The organism is Anaerobacillus sp. QJM3NY_32 (assembly GCF_056173645.1).
The window spans coordinates 2,323,082-2,337,874 of the sequence record NZ_CM149684.1 but is presented as its reverse complement, the minus strand read 5'-3'; the positions used below and the strand labels follow the sequence as shown (position 1 = coordinate 2,337,874).

Here is a 14,793-nt window from a genome sequence, read left to right as displayed (position 1 = left end):
ATGGCAGAGCAACAACCGACTCAATTAACAGCTAAAGATATTCTTGAAAAAGATTTTAAAAGCGGATTTCGCGGTTATGATCAGGATGATGTCGACAAGTTTTTGGACGTAGTAATTAAAGATTATGAGCGTTTTGAAAATGACATTGAACAGCTGAGACAAGAAAATACGCGTCTTAGAAGAGAGATGGATCGTATGTCTGAGCAACAAAAGAGACAGCAGACGCGTTCTCAAACGCAGCCTGGAAATACCAATTATGATATCCTAAAACGACTATCAAACCTAGAGAAACACGTTTTCGGTAGTAAGTTGTACGAATAAACCACCAAACGGCGGTTTATTTTTTACAGTTATAAAAATTTCAATTACCGTACTATACTAATATAAATAAACATAACAATTCTTTAAGCAACCTTGCATCATTGTAGAATATAAGATATAATTGCTTTTGCTGTCCTAACAATGATAACGTTCGGGTAGTCGCTGTATGTCGCAATTAAGTGGCATGTAGAGGAAAGTCCATGCTCGCACGATCTGAGATGATCGTAGTGTTCGTGCCTGATGAAACAATAAGTCAGGGTAGTCCAATTGGGCTAACGGCGGGGAAACGGCCTAAGTTCTTCACGGATAAGGCCCGAATACTTTGAAAGTGCCACAGTGACGAAGTCTTAATGGAAACATTAAGAGTGGAACGAGGTAAACCCCACGAGCGAGAAACCCAAATTATGGTAGGGGAGCTTTCTTGAAGGAATTGAACGGAGAGAAAGCCAGGCGGTGAGGACGCGTCTGGAGATAGATGATTACCACCTGAGTACGAGGGGAGACCCGTTCGCAGTACGATGGAACAGAACATGGCTTACAGAACGTTATCATCTTTGATGAAAAGCCCTTAAGGGGCTTTTTTGTACGTTAAGGCTATGAATGCGCATGGATTGGAAAGCATAATAAAAAGACTTAAAAGAATACATTCTCTCCTCCACGCGAAATAGGTCTAACATGAAACAATTTATTTTTGTATGATAATAGGGTAAACCTACGTTACATAAAAGAGCAAAAGATTGGAGTGGGTAAAATGGCGAAAATGGAACTAATTGCAACGGCCACCATGGGGCTCGAATCATTGGTTGCTCGTGAAGTAAAGGATCTTGGTTTTGAAAATGTACGTGTCGATAACGGAAAAGTCACTTATGAAAGTGATGAAATTGGAATCTGTCGATCGAACTACTGGTTAAGAACAGCTGACAGGGTTAAGCTTAAAGTCGGGGAATTCAAAGTAACGACATTTGATGAGCTTTTCGAAGCAACGAAAGCACTCCCGTGGGGAGATTTACTACCCGAAAATGCTGAGTTTCCCGTAAGTGGTCGATCTGTAAAGTCGACATTATATAGTGTTCCGGACTGCCAGGCGATTGTCAAAAAAGCGATCGTAGAGAGCATGAAGGAAAAATATAACGTTTCGTGGTTTGATGAAGATGGACCACTATTTAAAATCGAAGTTGCGATTCACAAGGATACGGCTATTCTTACAATTGATACGAGTGGCAAAGGCTTGCACCGTAGAGGGTACAGGTACCTCCATAGTGCAGCTCCACTTAAGGAAACTATGGCAGCAGCAATGGTGATGCTAACGAATTGGAATGCAGATAAACCATTCATGGATCCATTCTGTGGATCAGGAACTCTTCCAATTGAAGCAGCTATGATCGGCCAAAACATCGCACCCGGTTTTAATCGAGAATTTGCTTCTGAAGATTGGGAGTGGATCGGGAAGAAGCGCTGGGAAGAAGCTATGATTGAAGCGGAGGACCTTGCAAATTATGATCAACCTCTTCACATTTTTGGTAGCGACCTTGACCCTAAAATGGTCGACCTTTCTAAGAATAATGCTCTTGAAGCTGGATTTGGAGATATGATTCAATTTAAGCAGATGCAAGTTACGGATGTTAGCTCTAAGTTTGAGTATGGTACTCTCATCGGAAACCCACCGTATGGTGAGCGTCTTGGTGAAAGAGAAGAAGTGGAAGACATGTATCGAAAGATGGGAAAAGCCTTCCGTGAGCGTCTTGATACATGGTCTGTTTATATTCTAACTTCACATCCTCGCTTCCAAGAAGTTTATGGAAAGAGATCAACAAAGAACCGCAAACTCTACAATGGTGATATCAAAACGCATTACTATCAATACTTTGGACCGAGACCGCCAAAGAAAGATTAATATAATAAGACTGTAAAAAACACCTCTCTAGTAACGAGAGGTGTTTTAATTTGGATTTTTTGATAGTAATTATCTTTTATAACAGGTCATTATACTTTTTCAACAACATAAGCACGTTTATCCCGAAAGTACTTCTCACCTTCATCAGAAGAATGTTCAAAAAAACCTTCCACTTCATGGGTCACCTTATACTCACGTTCCGGATCAGAAAAAAGTTGTGAAGCATTACTTGAAAGTAAAAGAACATCCGTCGTTGATACAAAGCTATCCAGTTCTTTGGCGGTATAGTGTTCACCTGGTTTTAGCGTATTGATTCGATGTTGTCTCATTTTCATTTTTCCTCCCCTTAACTTATGATGTACTTATTTGTTCCCACGTCTAATAGACATTTAAACGGAATAATATGTATATGGTATAAAAGAGCTAAAGAAACAAGAGAGGGGTGAAATGAATGAAAAAAACTATGTCTATTATCATCGTCGTATTAGGGTTCGTAATGTTTCATACAAATCCTAATCAGACTGATTATAGTAGGTGGGTAGGGGATCAACTTAAAAAAGACCAAAATGCGCTTATGGAAATAGGCGTCGATTTGGCTGTCATTCCATATGTTGAAGCAAATACCACTAGAACGAATATGTACGTGTTTTCTGTATATCGAACAAAGTTATGGAATGATAAAGAAATAGTAGCTTATGGATTATTTCATCATTTTTACATAAATAAAGAAAAATTAGAAATTATTATAGACGAATCATAAAATATCGTGTATTCTTTCCGGGTCGGGAATGACGGAAGGAGGGTTTACAATCGAGTTTATTGGTCTTATTGTACCTATTGCAGTCGCCATATTTCTAATAATGGACGCTCCAAAGCATGATAAGAATCCCTGGTTATGGGGAGTATTAGGATTCCTATTTACATTTCTTACACTTGGAATTTATCTACTTAAAACGGGACGTAAAGTGGCTGGGTGGATTTTTATAGCGCTTTCTATATTATCAATTATTGCAACAATTGCCCTTATTGGTCTGGTGATTGCAATTATTATGAATGCCGTATAAAGAAGTTTGGAAATGTAGAAAAGCCATGGGCAGCATTGCCCATGGCTTTTCATGTACGTATCATTAGTAACTTATGGTAGGATAGAACAAGAGGGATTAAAAGGCTTTCATTTCTTCATGCGTGAAGTACTCTGGTTTCTTTGCGCCTTGTGAGTGGAGCTCTTTAAAATAGGTTTGATACTCATATAAAGAAATCGAACCTTGTAAATAATTCACCTGGATAAAGTCGAGTAGTTCGTCTGCACTAGCAGGCTTTCTTCCTTTTTCCTGATCAAATGTGTTTATCAGATTTTGCAATGACATCTGAATCCCTCCTTGAACTATTGAGCTTATCCAAAGGATAACATGAGAAAGTTTATATTCATTATTTTAGAATTTTTTAACTTCCGACAAATCCTTACATAGTTAAACGAGATATGTCGAATTTATTGTTATGAAGGAAATTACTTTTTAAGGAGTTGAACGATTTGGCAACAGAAATCAAACAAACCGAGCAGGAATTTTTAAATTATGTAAAGAAAATGACGAGTTTTAATGAAGCGATTGGGGTTATGTATTGGGATCTCCGCACTGGCGCACCAAAAAAAGGTGCTGAACAGCGCTCTGAGGTTATTGGAATGATGTCTTCTGAAGTTTTTGAAATGTCGGTATCTCCTGAAATGAAGGGGTATCTTGATGAGCTTACAAAGGAAGACCAGCAAACTGAATTAAGTGAAATCACTCGTAAAACGGTAGAAGAGTGCCGTAAAGACTACGATCGGAACATAAAAATTCCTGCAGAAGAGTACTCTGAATATGTCATTTTAAGTTCGAAAGCAGAGACGATCTGGGAAGAAGCGAAGGAAAAAGCTGACTTCGAATTGTTTAGACCGTATCTCGAAAAGCTTGTTGCATTCAATCAGAAATTTGTCGAATATTGGGGATACGATGAAAATAAATATGATACGCTGCTTGACCTATTTGAACCAGGTGTAACAGTGAAAATGATTGATCGCGTATTTAACCAACTTAGAGAACATATTGTGCCACTTGTACAACAAGTTGTTAATGCGAGTGATCAGCCCAAAACTGACTTTTTGTTTGAACATTTCCCACAAGATAAGCAACAAGCCTTCAGTATGGAAGTATTGAGGAAAATGGGGTATGACTTTGACGCTGGTCGTCTTGATACGACGGTTCATCCATTTGCAACTGGACTGAATCCTGGTGATGTGCGTGTTACGACGAAGTATGATGAAGGTGATTTTCGCACAGCAGTATTTGGTACGATTCATGAGGGCGGTCATGCTTTATACGAACAGAATTTATCACCCAAATTGATTGGCACGCCTTTATGTACTGGTACGTCTATGGGGATTCACGAATCACAGTCTCTTTTCTGGGAAAACTTCGTGGGTCGTCATCAATCATTTTGGAAAAACAATTACGACAAGCTTAAAAGCTATTCAACTGGACAGTTTGATGATGTTTCATTAGAAGATTATTACCGTGCCATTAACGTTGCGGGTCCTTCTTTGATTCGAATTGAAGCAGATGAAATGACGTATGCGCTGCATATCATGGTTCGTTACGAAATTGAAAAAGGATTGATTAATGGAGAAATTGAAGTGAAGGATTTGCCAACGATCTGGAACGAAAAAATGGAGGAGTATTTAGGCATTACTCCAGATAACGATGCGGTCGGCGTTCTTCAGGATGTCCACTGGTCAGGTGGCTCATTTGGTTATTTCCCTTCCTATGCGCTAGGTTACATTTATGCGGCTCAAATTAAGAATGCTATGTTAAAAGACATCCCACAATTTGATGAGCTATTAGAACAGGGTGACTTGGTGCCTATTAAAGAATGGTTAACAGAAAACATCCATCAGTACGGTAAGCTAAAGCAACCAATTGATATTATTAAAGACATTACTGGCGAAGGGCTAAATGCTGAATATTTGATTCAATATCTTGAAGAGAAGTATTCACAAGTTTATCGCCTGCAAAAATAATAGATGAAAAATCCTGCCGGCATGGCAGGATTTTTTTCAATTAATCTGTCGATAGAGCTTCATATTCGTTTTCGTTAACACCAACGAATCCATTAAGAATGACCGCAGCAAATAGTGGAGTACGCTCTTTCAATTCTTCTACTGTATATAGTCCTGAGAAATATTGAACGATTAACCCATCAATCATCGCTACAAATGCGCTAACGCCTTCACGGTAGTGAAGTGGCCAATATTCTTTATCTGGATCGAGCGCCATAAATCGATCTCTTAGATATAGGAGCATTTCGTCAAAAGCTCTTTTAAATTCTTCTGGTTCTTGATTCTGAGCTTGTTTCCCCATTTCTTCCGTTAGTTTAGGAAGGTTCTGTTCGTTGTAGTCCATTGAGCCATATATGAAATTCTCTACAAATTCTGGAACGGTTTCACCTTTGCAGTCATCGGTGAATTTTTCATATTCTTGTGTGAGCTGGTATAAGTTTTTATTCATCTTCATTCTTCCTTTCAAAGTGATAAAACACTATTTCCCAATTTTATCTATGTAAAACATGAATTTTATATTGAATAGTGAGAACGGCTACATGTATGATAAACGAAAGACATACCATACGGTCAGTATGAAGGAGGCTATTATGAAAAAAATGAAAACGAGTTGGCCAGAAGCTGTTCCAGTAACGTTAGAATACTTAAATGGGAAAAAGCCGCTTCATGAATATCTTGCATTAAATGCCGAAATTTCACCAAATCAAACAGCAATCCATTACTATGGTTACGAATTGACATGGAAGGAATGGAGTGAGCGATCAAATCAATTGGCTAATTATTTGGCAAGGATCGGGGTAACGAAAGGCGATCACGTGGCAGTATTTATGCAAAACTGTCCGCAATATCTTATTTCCCATTATGCGATCCAAAAGCTCGGGGCAGTTGTTGTACCATTAAACCCAATGTATAAATCATCAGAGCTTTCATATTTAATAAGCGAAGGAGATATCAAAGGTATAGTATCCGGCCTAGAACTGTTGCCAATGCTTCACGAAATGGAAGATAGTCTCTCCTTTATTGTTACGGTTTCTTATCAATCACTTATTCAGCAGGAAAATCTCTCTCTCGTACCGCAAGAATTACTTAACTCCGAGGAAGCCTCAAGGTTTACGACTCTTGAATCACTTTTTGAAACAGAATCGAATCTATTTCAGTCTGCTAAAGTTCAATTAGATGACGTTTCTCTGATGGTGTTTACATCTGGCACAACAGGAAGACCGAAAGCAGCTATGTTAACTTATGAAAACGCTTTATATAAAACCGCTGCAACAATGACATGTAATCAAGTAGGGGAAGGTGAAAAGCTACTGGCCAATGCCCCGTTATGTCATATTGCTGGAATGGTTATGGGCGTCAATCTTCCAGTTTATAGTGGCAATGAAACGGTGTTACTAAGTCGATTTGACCCAGAAACCGTAGTTCGTACAATTGAGGATCATCGTATTACAATGTGGTATAGCATTGCTCCAATGAATGGAGCGATCATGCAAATACCAAATATTGAACAGCGTGATTTTACTTCCCTTCGACTAAACCTAGCGACGAGTTTCGGGCTCCAAGTAACTGAAAAACTAGCAAATCAATGGAAAAAAATAACGGGCGGTTTGCTTTATGAAGCTTCTTATGGATTGAGTGAAACACATACATGTGACACTTTTATGCCAAAAGAAAACATTAAGTATGGGAGTTGTGGCATTCCGATTCATCATACTACCATTAAAATCGTCGGTCTTGAGAGTGGGGATGAGCTACCACCTTATGAAGAAGGAGAAATTATTATTCAAAGCCCTGGTGTGTTTAAAGGGTACTACAATCGACCCGAAGAGACTGCGGCTACGCTTAAAAACGGATGGGTTCATACAGGCGACATTGGTCACCTTGATGAAGAAGGATATTTGTATTTTAAAGGTCGAGTAAAAGAAATGATAAAGAGCTCAGGATATAGCGTTTTTCCAGAAGATGTAGAAGTACTAATGAATGAACATCCAGCCATTATGCAAACAGCTGTTATCGGAATACCTGATCAGCAAAAAGGAGAAATCATTAAAGCTGTCATTGTCCTTGACCCTAACGATTCAAATCGATCTATAGAAGAATTATTAGCATGGGCGAAAGCTCATATGGCAGCTTATAAAGCACCAAAAGTGATTGAAATTCGAAAGAGCTTACCCGCAACATCTTCAGGTAAAGTATTGAGAAGACTGTTAAAAGATAGATAAGGAGAGTGAGATTATGGAGAATATTGTAGAAGAGTTAAAGAATCGTAGAGTTTTTGCAGAGCGTATGGGGGGACAACATAAAATCGACGCGCTTCATGCAAAAGGTAAAAAGACAGCTAGGGAGCGAATTGCCCTACTAGTTGATGAAGGGTCCTTTCTTGAACTTGGTAAATTAACCTCGTCTGATATTCCAGGACTCGAGGAAAAAAGTCCAGGTGACGGTGTGATCTGTGGAGTTGCTCGGGTAGATGGACGCCCGATAGTAGTTCAAGCTGGTGATAAAACAGTATTTGCAGGTACAGAAGGTGCTGTCCATATTCGAAAAACAAAAGCTGCTCATGCGTATGCATTAAAGAGAGGTTTACCATTAGTTAATTTAAGTGAAGGGGGAGGTCTCCGAATGCCAGATGGAATGGGCTCTGATGGTATTAGTGATAAGCTTTTCCCTCAAGAAATGTTAATGCATCATCGTGAAGTTCCGATGGTCACAGCGATTTTAGGTGATAGTTTCGGAGGACCAACATGGCTAGCGGTGTCTTCGGATTTTGTGACACAGCTGAATGGGACGTGCATGGGGGTAGCTGGTCCAAGAATGCTTGAGATTGCAACTGGAGAGAAAATAACAGAGAATCAGCTAGGAGGTGTTGAAATTCATCATAAGCACACAGGTCAGATTGATCAATCTGCAGACTCGGAAGAGGAATGCATTGATCAATTGAAGTTATTCTTAAGCTATCTTCCTTCGCATAGTGAAGAGGAACCACCATTATGTCACAATGAGGATTCGCTCGAAAGGCGAGTTGATCAGCTACTTTCAATTGTTCCAGAGAAACGGAATCGTGCGTATAACATGAAAAAGGTGTTGAAAGAGTTAGTCGATAACGGGGAGTTCTTTGAACTTAAACCCGAGTTTGGACCTGCTCTCTTAACTGTTCTATCAAGAATAGGAGGAAGGACAGTAGGGATTATTGCAAATCAACCGATGAAATATGCAGGTGCTGCTGGTGTACAGGAATGTGAAAAGGCGACTGATTTTATCTGTATGTGTGATTCATTTCATATACCTTTGATTTTCCTTCACGACATTCCAGGGTTCCGAGTAAGTTCCGAAGCAGAAAAGGGAAAAATCCCGACGAAAATTATGATGTGGAATCAGGCTCTAGCGCAGTCCACGGTTCCGAAACTTTCCGTAGTCATCAGAAAAAGTGTAGGGGCAGCTTACGGGAATATGTGTGGCCCAACAATGGGAGCGGATTTTGTCGTCGCCTGGCCATCAGCAGAAATTAATTTTACTGGACCAGAAGTTGGTGTGAATGTCGTTTATGGCAGAGAATTAATGCAATCTGAAAATCCGAAACAGGATCGAGAGAAGCTTTTAGAGGAATGGAGCTTTGATAGTTCTCCTTATAAAGCAGCCGCGAAGCATTTAATCGATGATGTCATTGATCCAGGCGAAACGCGGGTGTTTCTTGCCAGAACCCTTGAACTGGCGTGTTATAAAAACGGTTCAAAAAGCAATAGAAATTTAGCTAATTGGCCAACAGGATTTTAAATTTTAACATTTGTATTGAATATTTGGAATAATAAATTTATAATTATTACAAGAACATACCAACCGGTTAGTTAGATAACTGGTAAAAGGAGCCAACAAATGATGAATTTCGACTATTCAGAGCGTTGCTTATCGTATCTTGAAAAATTAACGGCATTTATGGATGAGAATGTATACCCTAATGAAAAAGTCTATGAAGAACAGCTTTCAGCGCAAGATAGTAGGTGGTCTGCCATTCCACCAATTATGGAAGAGTTAAAACAGAAAGCGAAAGATGCTGGATTATGGAATCTTTTTCTTCCAGATAGTGAGTATGGCGCAGGTCTTACCAATGCTGAATATGCTCCTCTTTGTGAAGTAATGGGGCGTTCTATGATTGGGCCTGAAGTATTTAACTGTGCGGCACCTGACACTGGAAATATGGAAGTATTAGTCCGTTACGGAACAGTCGAGCAAAAAGAACAATGGCTTGAACCTCTTCTTTCTGGGGACATCCGCTCCTGTTTCTCAATGACAGAACCTGATGTTGCGTCATCTGATGCTACAAATATTCAAGCACGAATCGAACGTGATGGTGATGAGTACGTTATCAACGGAACAAAGTGGTGGTCGTCAGGTGCAGGTGACCCTAGGTGCAAAATTGCTATTGTAATGGGCAAAAACGATCCGAACGCATCAAAGCACGAACAGCAGTCGATGATTCTTGTTCCTCTTGATACGAAAGGGGTGACAATAAAACGTGTTCTTCCTGTCTTTGGGTATGACCACGCACCGCACGGACATGCTGAAATTGAATATAAAGATGTTCGAGTACCAGCTACAAACATGCTATGGGAAGAAGGAAAAGGTTTTGCAATTGCTCAAGGGCGACTAGGTCCTGGTCGAATTCATCACTGTATGAGATTAATCGGTACGGCAGAGCGCGCACTTGAAGATTTATGTAAGCGTGTACAAGAACGAGAAGCGTTCGGGAAGAAAATATCTGAGCAAGGTGTTGTTCGAGAATGGATCGCTGATTCTCGTATTGAAATTGAACAGGCAAGACTTCTTACCTTAAAAGCGGCATATATGATGGATACAGTTGGGAACAAAGAAGCGAAAGCAGAAATTGCGATGATCAAAGTAGTGGCTCCTAATATGGCGCTTCGTGTTATTGATCGCGCCATCCAAGCTTTTGGCGGTGCTGGAGTTAGTGATGATTATACGCTAGCTGCTCACTGGGCTAATGCGAGAACGCTAAGACTGGCTGATGGTCCGGATGAAGTGCATCGTAGCGCAGTAGCAAGACAAGAATTGAAGAAGTATAGATAACGAGGGGGATATAGGATGAACGTCATGCAACTGTTTGACTTAACTGGTAAGACTGCGATTGTTACAGGAGGTGGAAGAGGACTTGGTAAGCAAATCGCAGAAGGATTTGCAGAAGCTGGAGCTAATGTAGTTATTTGTTCAAGGAAACGAGAGGCTTGTGAAGCTGTTAGTGAGGAGCTACAGAAAGCCGGAGTAAAGTCTCTAGCTTTTGAATGTGATGTAACGAATCAAGAGCAAGTTCAGCATGTTGTAGATGAAACAATGAAAGAATTTGGTCGTATTGATATTCTTGTCAATAACAGCGGTGCATCATGGGGTGCGCCAGTCGTTGAAATGCCACTTCAAGCATGGCATAAAGTTATGGAAGTTAATGTAACTGGGACATTTCTCTTTGCACAGGCCGTTGGAAAAGAAATGATTAACCAAAAAAGTGGAAAAATCATTAACATTGCTTCTGTCGCAGGTCTTGGTGGTGCTGATCCACGCTATATGGACGCGATTGGTTATAACACGAGTAAAGGAGCCGTTATCACATTTACAAAAGACCTTGCTGTAAAGTGGGGTGGCTATAACATAAATGTTAATGCGATTGCACCAGGATTCTTCCCTACAAAAATGTCGAAGGGATTGATTGATGCAGGTGGCGAAAAAATGTTAGAAACGACTCCACTTAATCGCTTTGGTTCAGATGATGATCTAAAAGGGGCAGCACTATTTTTAGCATCAAATGCTTCTAATTATGTAACAGGAGATATTTTAATTGTTGATGGTGGACAACATGCAATGTAATGGGGGGAGGAAGCTAATATGAAACGTGATGCAGTTATTGTCTCAAGCGTAAGAACACCTATTGGTAGGCAAGGAGGAGCGTTTGCTGGGATTCAAGCACAAGAGCTTGGGGCAATCGCTCTTAAGGAAGCCGTTGCTCGAATCAATCTGGAGGTTGAATCAATCGATGATGTGATCTTTGGAAATGTTATTGGCGGTGGCGGAAATATCGCTAGACTGACAGCATTGCAGGCTGGTCTTCCGCTTTCTATACCAGGTTTAACAATCGATCGACAGTGCGGATCCGGACTGAATGCGATTAATCTTGCTGCACAGGCGATTAAATCGGGAGACGGAGACGTTTATATTGTCGGAGGGGCAGAAAGTATGAGTCAAGCGCCTTATTTAATGGAAAAGCCTTCAAAACCATATAGTACAATGCCACCACGCTTTATGAAATCCAGGCTTTCCCCTCATGAAATTGGAGATCCTCCAATGGGAATTACAGCCGAGAATTTAGCAGAGAAATATCAAATTTCTAGAGAAGAACAAGATGAGTTTGCACTAAGAAGTCAGGAACGAATGGGTAAAGCTATGGTAGAGGGATATTTTGACTCGCAGATTGCTTCTGTTCATGTTCCTGTTCGTAAGGGTGACCCAATTGAAGTGAAAAAGGATGAACATCCTAGACCCGAAACTACTTTGGAACGGCTTTCTTCCTTGGCACCTGTCTTCAAGAAGGGAGGATCGGTGACAGCTGGATCTAGCTCAGGCTTAAATGATGCGGCATCCACTCTCATTGTCATGTCGCGTGAAAAAGCAGAGCAGCTCGGTTTGAAACCACTTGCCGTAGTTAAAGGATATGCTGTAAGCGGAGTAGATCCTAATATTATGGGAATTGGACCTGTTCCTGCTACAAATAAAGTTATGCAGCAAACTGGATTATCTCTTGAGGAAATGGATTTAATTGAAATTAATGAAGCGTTTGCTGCACAGGTACTTGCATGTGATCGAGAACTTAACATGAACCATGATGTACTGAACGTCAATGGGGGCGCTATTGCTCATGGTCACCCATTAGGGGCAACAGGAGCGATTTTAGCCACAAAGGCAGTTTATGAGCTTGATCGTAGAGATGGAAAATATGCGCTGATTACAGCTTGTATTGGTGGAGGTCAGGGGATCGCTACAATACTTGAAAGAGAATAAGGGAGGCGTAAAATGAGGCTGCAGGATAAAATCGCGATTGTTACTGGAGGCGGAGGAGGAATTGGAAGAGCGACTGCCATTCGCTTTGCAAATGAAGGGGCGAAAGTAGTTATCTCAGATATTCACTCTGAAACTGGAGAGGAAACTGTCGAACAAGTGAAGAAAATGGGAGGTGATGCCATTTTTGTAAAAACAGACACAGCAAATGAAGGAGATATGAAAGCGCTTGTAGAAGAATGTGGAAAGCATTATGGTGGACTCGACATTCTTTTTAATAATGCTGGTGTTAGTAATGAAGAAGTAAAGTTAGCTGATATGTCCGTTGATGAATGGGACCGTGTCGTGTCGATTAATTTACGAGGCGTTTTTCTAGGAATGAAATTCAGTATTCCGTTAATGGAAAAAAGAAATGGTGGTTCCATTGTTAATACATCTAGCCTTCTAGGACTAAAGGGGAAAAAATTCATGGCCCCTTACAATGCCTCTAAAGGCGGGGTGATTACATTAACGAAAAATGCTGCACTTGAATACGGAGGTAAGAATATTCGAGTGAATGCTGTGTGTCCAGGTGTTATCGATACGAATATTGTTACACCATGGAAGGAAGACGATCGTAAATGGCCCATTATCTCAAAAGCCAATGCACTAAAAAGGGTAGGACAACCAGAAGAAATTGCAAGCGCCGTGCTGTTTCTAGTCTCGGATGAGGCCTCATACGTAACAGGAACTAGCCTTCTTGTTGACGGAGGAGGATTAACGTTTTAATTATTCGGAGGTGTAAGCATGAACGAGCAAAAGAGTTGGTTTAAGCATTACCCTGAATCGATTTCCAGTACGATTGATATTCCGAACATTTCACTTCAAGATATGTTAATGAAAACAGTGAACGATTATCCAGATCATGTTGCGCTATCTTTCTATCAGAAAAAAATAACGTACCGTGAGCTGGGGCACTTTTCTTCAGCATTTGGTTCTGCGCTTCAGAATACCTCTCAAATGCAACCAAAAGATCGTGTCGCCCTCATGCTACCTAACTGTCCACAGTTTGCTATTAGCTACTATGGTGTATTAAGAGCAGGAGGAACCATTACACAAATTAATCCAATGCTCGTTGAACGCGAACTTCAGTACATATTAGCGGATTCAGGTGCGGAAACGATTGTGATCTATGATGCCCTTTATCCAAGATTAAAAGCGATACAGAATGAAACGAATGTGAAAAACGTTATTGTTGTTTCCCTTCAGCCTACCGAGGCATCTTTCGCTCCAGATATGACCTTCGACCAATTTATTCAAAGCTCAACTCAGCAACTAAACGAAATTTCTGTCGATCCAAAGGAAGAAATCGCCGTTCTTCAATATACTGGCGGGACAACTGGGAGATCAAAAGGAGCAATGCTCACTCATCGTAATCTAATTGCAAATGTAGAGCAAAGCCTTGAATTCTTTAAAGGAGAGTTTATCTTTGGGGAAGAGAAGTGCCTAACGGTCATTCCGTTATTTCACGTTTTTGGAATGACGTCTTGTATGAATTTATCAATTCGAATTGGTGCAGAGAGCGTGATTTTACCAAGATTCGATGTTGATGAAGTATTGAAGACGATCGAAACCGAAAAACCAACAATGTTTCCAGGCGTCCCAACGATGTATGTAGGACTTACAAATCATCCTGATGCAGAAAAGTATAATCTCGGTAGCATTCGGACCTGTAATAGCGGAAGCGCCCCAATGCCCGTTGGATTAATGAAGGAATTTGAGAGGAAAACTGGGGCCAAAATACTCGAAGGATATGGATTGAGTGAAGCTTCACCGACGACTCATGTAAATCCCCCATTCGGTGAACGTAAGCCTGGTAGTGTTGGAATTGGTTTTCCTTCAACGGATTATAAGGTTGTCGATCTAGGTGAAGGGAAAACAGAGCTTCCGTTTGGTGAGTCAGGGGAGCTGGTGATTAAAGGACCACAAATTATGAAAGGGTACTGGAACATGCCAGAAGAAACGGCTAATACATTGCGAGATGGTTGGCTATATACAGGCGATATTGCAAAGATGGACAGCGATGGGTATATTTCCATTATTGATCGCAAAAAGGACCTTATTATTGCTAGTGGGTATAATATTTATCCGCGTGATATTGAGGAGGTTCTATATGAACATCCTGCTGTTATGGAAGCTGTCATAGTAGGTGTTCCGGATCCTTATCGTGGTGAAACTGTCAAAGCGGTTATCGTTAAGAAGCCAGGAGCTGAATTAACAGAGCAAGAAGTTGTTTCTTATTGTCAGGATGAAATGGCTCCATACAAAGTGCCAAAGATCGTCGAATTCCGTAGCGAGCTCCCTAAAACTAGCGTAGGGAAAATTTTAAGAAGATCCATTCGCGATGAAGCACGTCAAGTATAGCTAAGGATGCTTCTGAGTAGCC

The 14,793-nt window shown here is 40.5% G+C and carries 15 protein-coding genes and 1 other RNA gene; 13 read left to right on the top strand and 3 right to left on the bottom strand.

Going from position 1 to position 14,793, the window contains the following annotated elements; translation table 11 throughout:
* From gpsB to AC0VYH_RS12290, 3 genes are all read left to right on the top strand, one after another.
* The gene (gene gpsB, locus AC0VYH_RS12300; protein ID WP_048309322.1) at positions 1-321 is read left to right on the top strand and encodes a cell division regulator GpsB; all 321 of its coding nucleotides are present in this window, start codon (positions 1-3) and stop codon (positions 319-321) included.
* A gap of 147 nt (positions 322-468) precedes the next feature.
* An RNA gene (gene rnpB / locus AC0VYH_RS12295) (RNase P RNA component class B) lies at positions 469-864 on the top strand.
* 208 nt (positions 865-1,072) lie between these two features.
* Positions 1,073-2,215 (top strand): THUMP domain-containing class I SAM-dependent RNA methyltransferase, encoded by a 1,143-nt coding sequence (locus AC0VYH_RS12290; RefSeq protein ID WP_194221817.1) that lies wholly within the window; start codon positions 1,073-1,075, stop codon positions 2,213-2,215.
* Between the two features lie 89 nt (positions 2,216-2,304).
* Here AC0VYH_RS12290 and AC0VYH_RS12285 read toward each other — a convergent pair whose 3' ends face one another.
* Positions 2,305-2,550 (bottom strand): hypothetical protein, encoded by a 246-nt coding sequence (locus AC0VYH_RS12285; RefSeq protein ID WP_371017220.1) that lies wholly within the window; start codon positions 2,548-2,550, stop codon positions 2,305-2,307.
* Between the two features lie 116 nt (positions 2,551-2,666).
* Between AC0VYH_RS12285 and AC0VYH_RS12280 the strand changes: the two genes are divergently transcribed.
* Positions 2,667-2,975, top strand: coding sequence for a hypothetical protein (locus tag AC0VYH_RS12280; RefSeq protein ID WP_475367632.1), 309 nt, complete (start codon positions 2,667-2,669; stop codon positions 2,973-2,975).
* A 28-nt stretch (positions 2,976-3,003) separates the two neighbouring features.
* A complete protein-coding gene (locus AC0VYH_RS12275) occupies positions 3,004-3,279 on the top strand; it encodes a hypothetical protein (RefSeq protein ID WP_283154157.1) in 276 nt (91 codons plus the stop codon).
* Between the two features lie 96 nt (positions 3,280-3,375).
* On the opposite strand, the gene yppF is transcribed toward AC0VYH_RS12275, so the two are convergent.
* On the bottom strand, positions 3,376-3,582 hold the full coding sequence (gene yppF / locus AC0VYH_RS12270; RefSeq protein WP_475365300.1) for a YppF family protein: 207 nt from the start codon (positions 3,580-3,582) through the stop codon (positions 3,376-3,378).
* Positions 3,583-3,746: 164 nt separating this feature from the next.
* On the opposite strand from yppF, the gene AC0VYH_RS12265 reads away from it, so the two are divergent.
* Entirely contained in the window at positions 3,747-5,270 is a 1,524-nt protein-coding gene (locus AC0VYH_RS12265) for a carboxypeptidase M32 (protein WP_475372589.1), read from the top strand.
* Positions 5,271-5,310: 40 nt separating this feature from the next.
* On the opposite strand, the gene AC0VYH_RS12260 is transcribed toward AC0VYH_RS12265, so the two are convergent.
* Positions 5,311-5,757, bottom strand: a complete 447-nt coding sequence (locus AC0VYH_RS12260; RefSeq protein ID WP_430242888.1) for a hypothetical protein — start codon at positions 5,755-5,757, stop codon at positions 5,311-5,313.
* Positions 5,758-5,899: 142 nt separating this feature from the next.
* On the opposite strand from AC0VYH_RS12260, the gene AC0VYH_RS12255 reads away from it, so the two are divergent.
* The 7 genes from AC0VYH_RS12255 (at position 5,900) to AC0VYH_RS12225 (ending at position 14,771) form a co-directional block, all read left to right on the top strand.
* Positions 5,900-7,531 carry a class I adenylate-forming enzyme family protein gene (locus tag AC0VYH_RS12255; RefSeq protein WP_475372588.1) on the top strand — a complete coding sequence of 544 codons (1,632 nt, stop codon included), beginning with the start codon at positions 5,900-5,902 and terminating at the stop codon, positions 7,529-7,531.
* Between the two features lie 13 nt (positions 7,532-7,544).
* Positions 7,545-9,083, top strand: coding sequence for an acyl-CoA carboxylase subunit beta (locus AC0VYH_RS12250; RefSeq protein WP_475365297.1), 1,539 nt, complete (start codon positions 7,545-7,547; stop codon positions 9,081-9,083).
* Between the two features lie 102 nt (positions 9,084-9,185).
* The gene (locus tag AC0VYH_RS12245; protein WP_475367486.1) at positions 9,186-10,394 is read left to right on the top strand and encodes an acyl-CoA dehydrogenase; all 1,209 of its coding nucleotides are present in this window, start codon (positions 9,186-9,188) and stop codon (positions 10,392-10,394) included.
* Between the two features lie 15 nt (positions 10,395-10,409).
* A complete protein-coding gene (locus AC0VYH_RS12240; RefSeq protein ID WP_194221807.1) occupies positions 10,410-11,183 on the top strand; it encodes an SDR family oxidoreductase in 774 nt (257 codons plus the stop codon).
* 18 nt (positions 11,184-11,201) lie between these two features.
* Positions 11,202-12,371 (top strand): thiolase family protein, encoded by a 1,170-nt coding sequence (locus AC0VYH_RS12235; RefSeq protein ID WP_475372587.1) that lies wholly within the window; start codon positions 11,202-11,204, stop codon positions 12,369-12,371.
* 12 nt (positions 12,372-12,383) lie between these two features.
* Complete coding sequence (locus AC0VYH_RS12230; protein WP_475367629.1) at positions 12,384-13,136, top strand: SDR family NAD(P)-dependent oxidoreductase; 753 nt, start codon at positions 12,384-12,386, stop codon at positions 13,134-13,136.
* 18 nt (positions 13,137-13,154) lie between these two features.
* Entirely contained in the window at positions 13,155-14,771 is a 1,617-nt protein-coding gene (locus tag AC0VYH_RS12225) for a long-chain-fatty-acid--CoA ligase (protein ID WP_475372586.1), read from the top strand.
* The last annotated feature ends 22 nt before the right edge of the window (positions 14,772-14,793 follow it).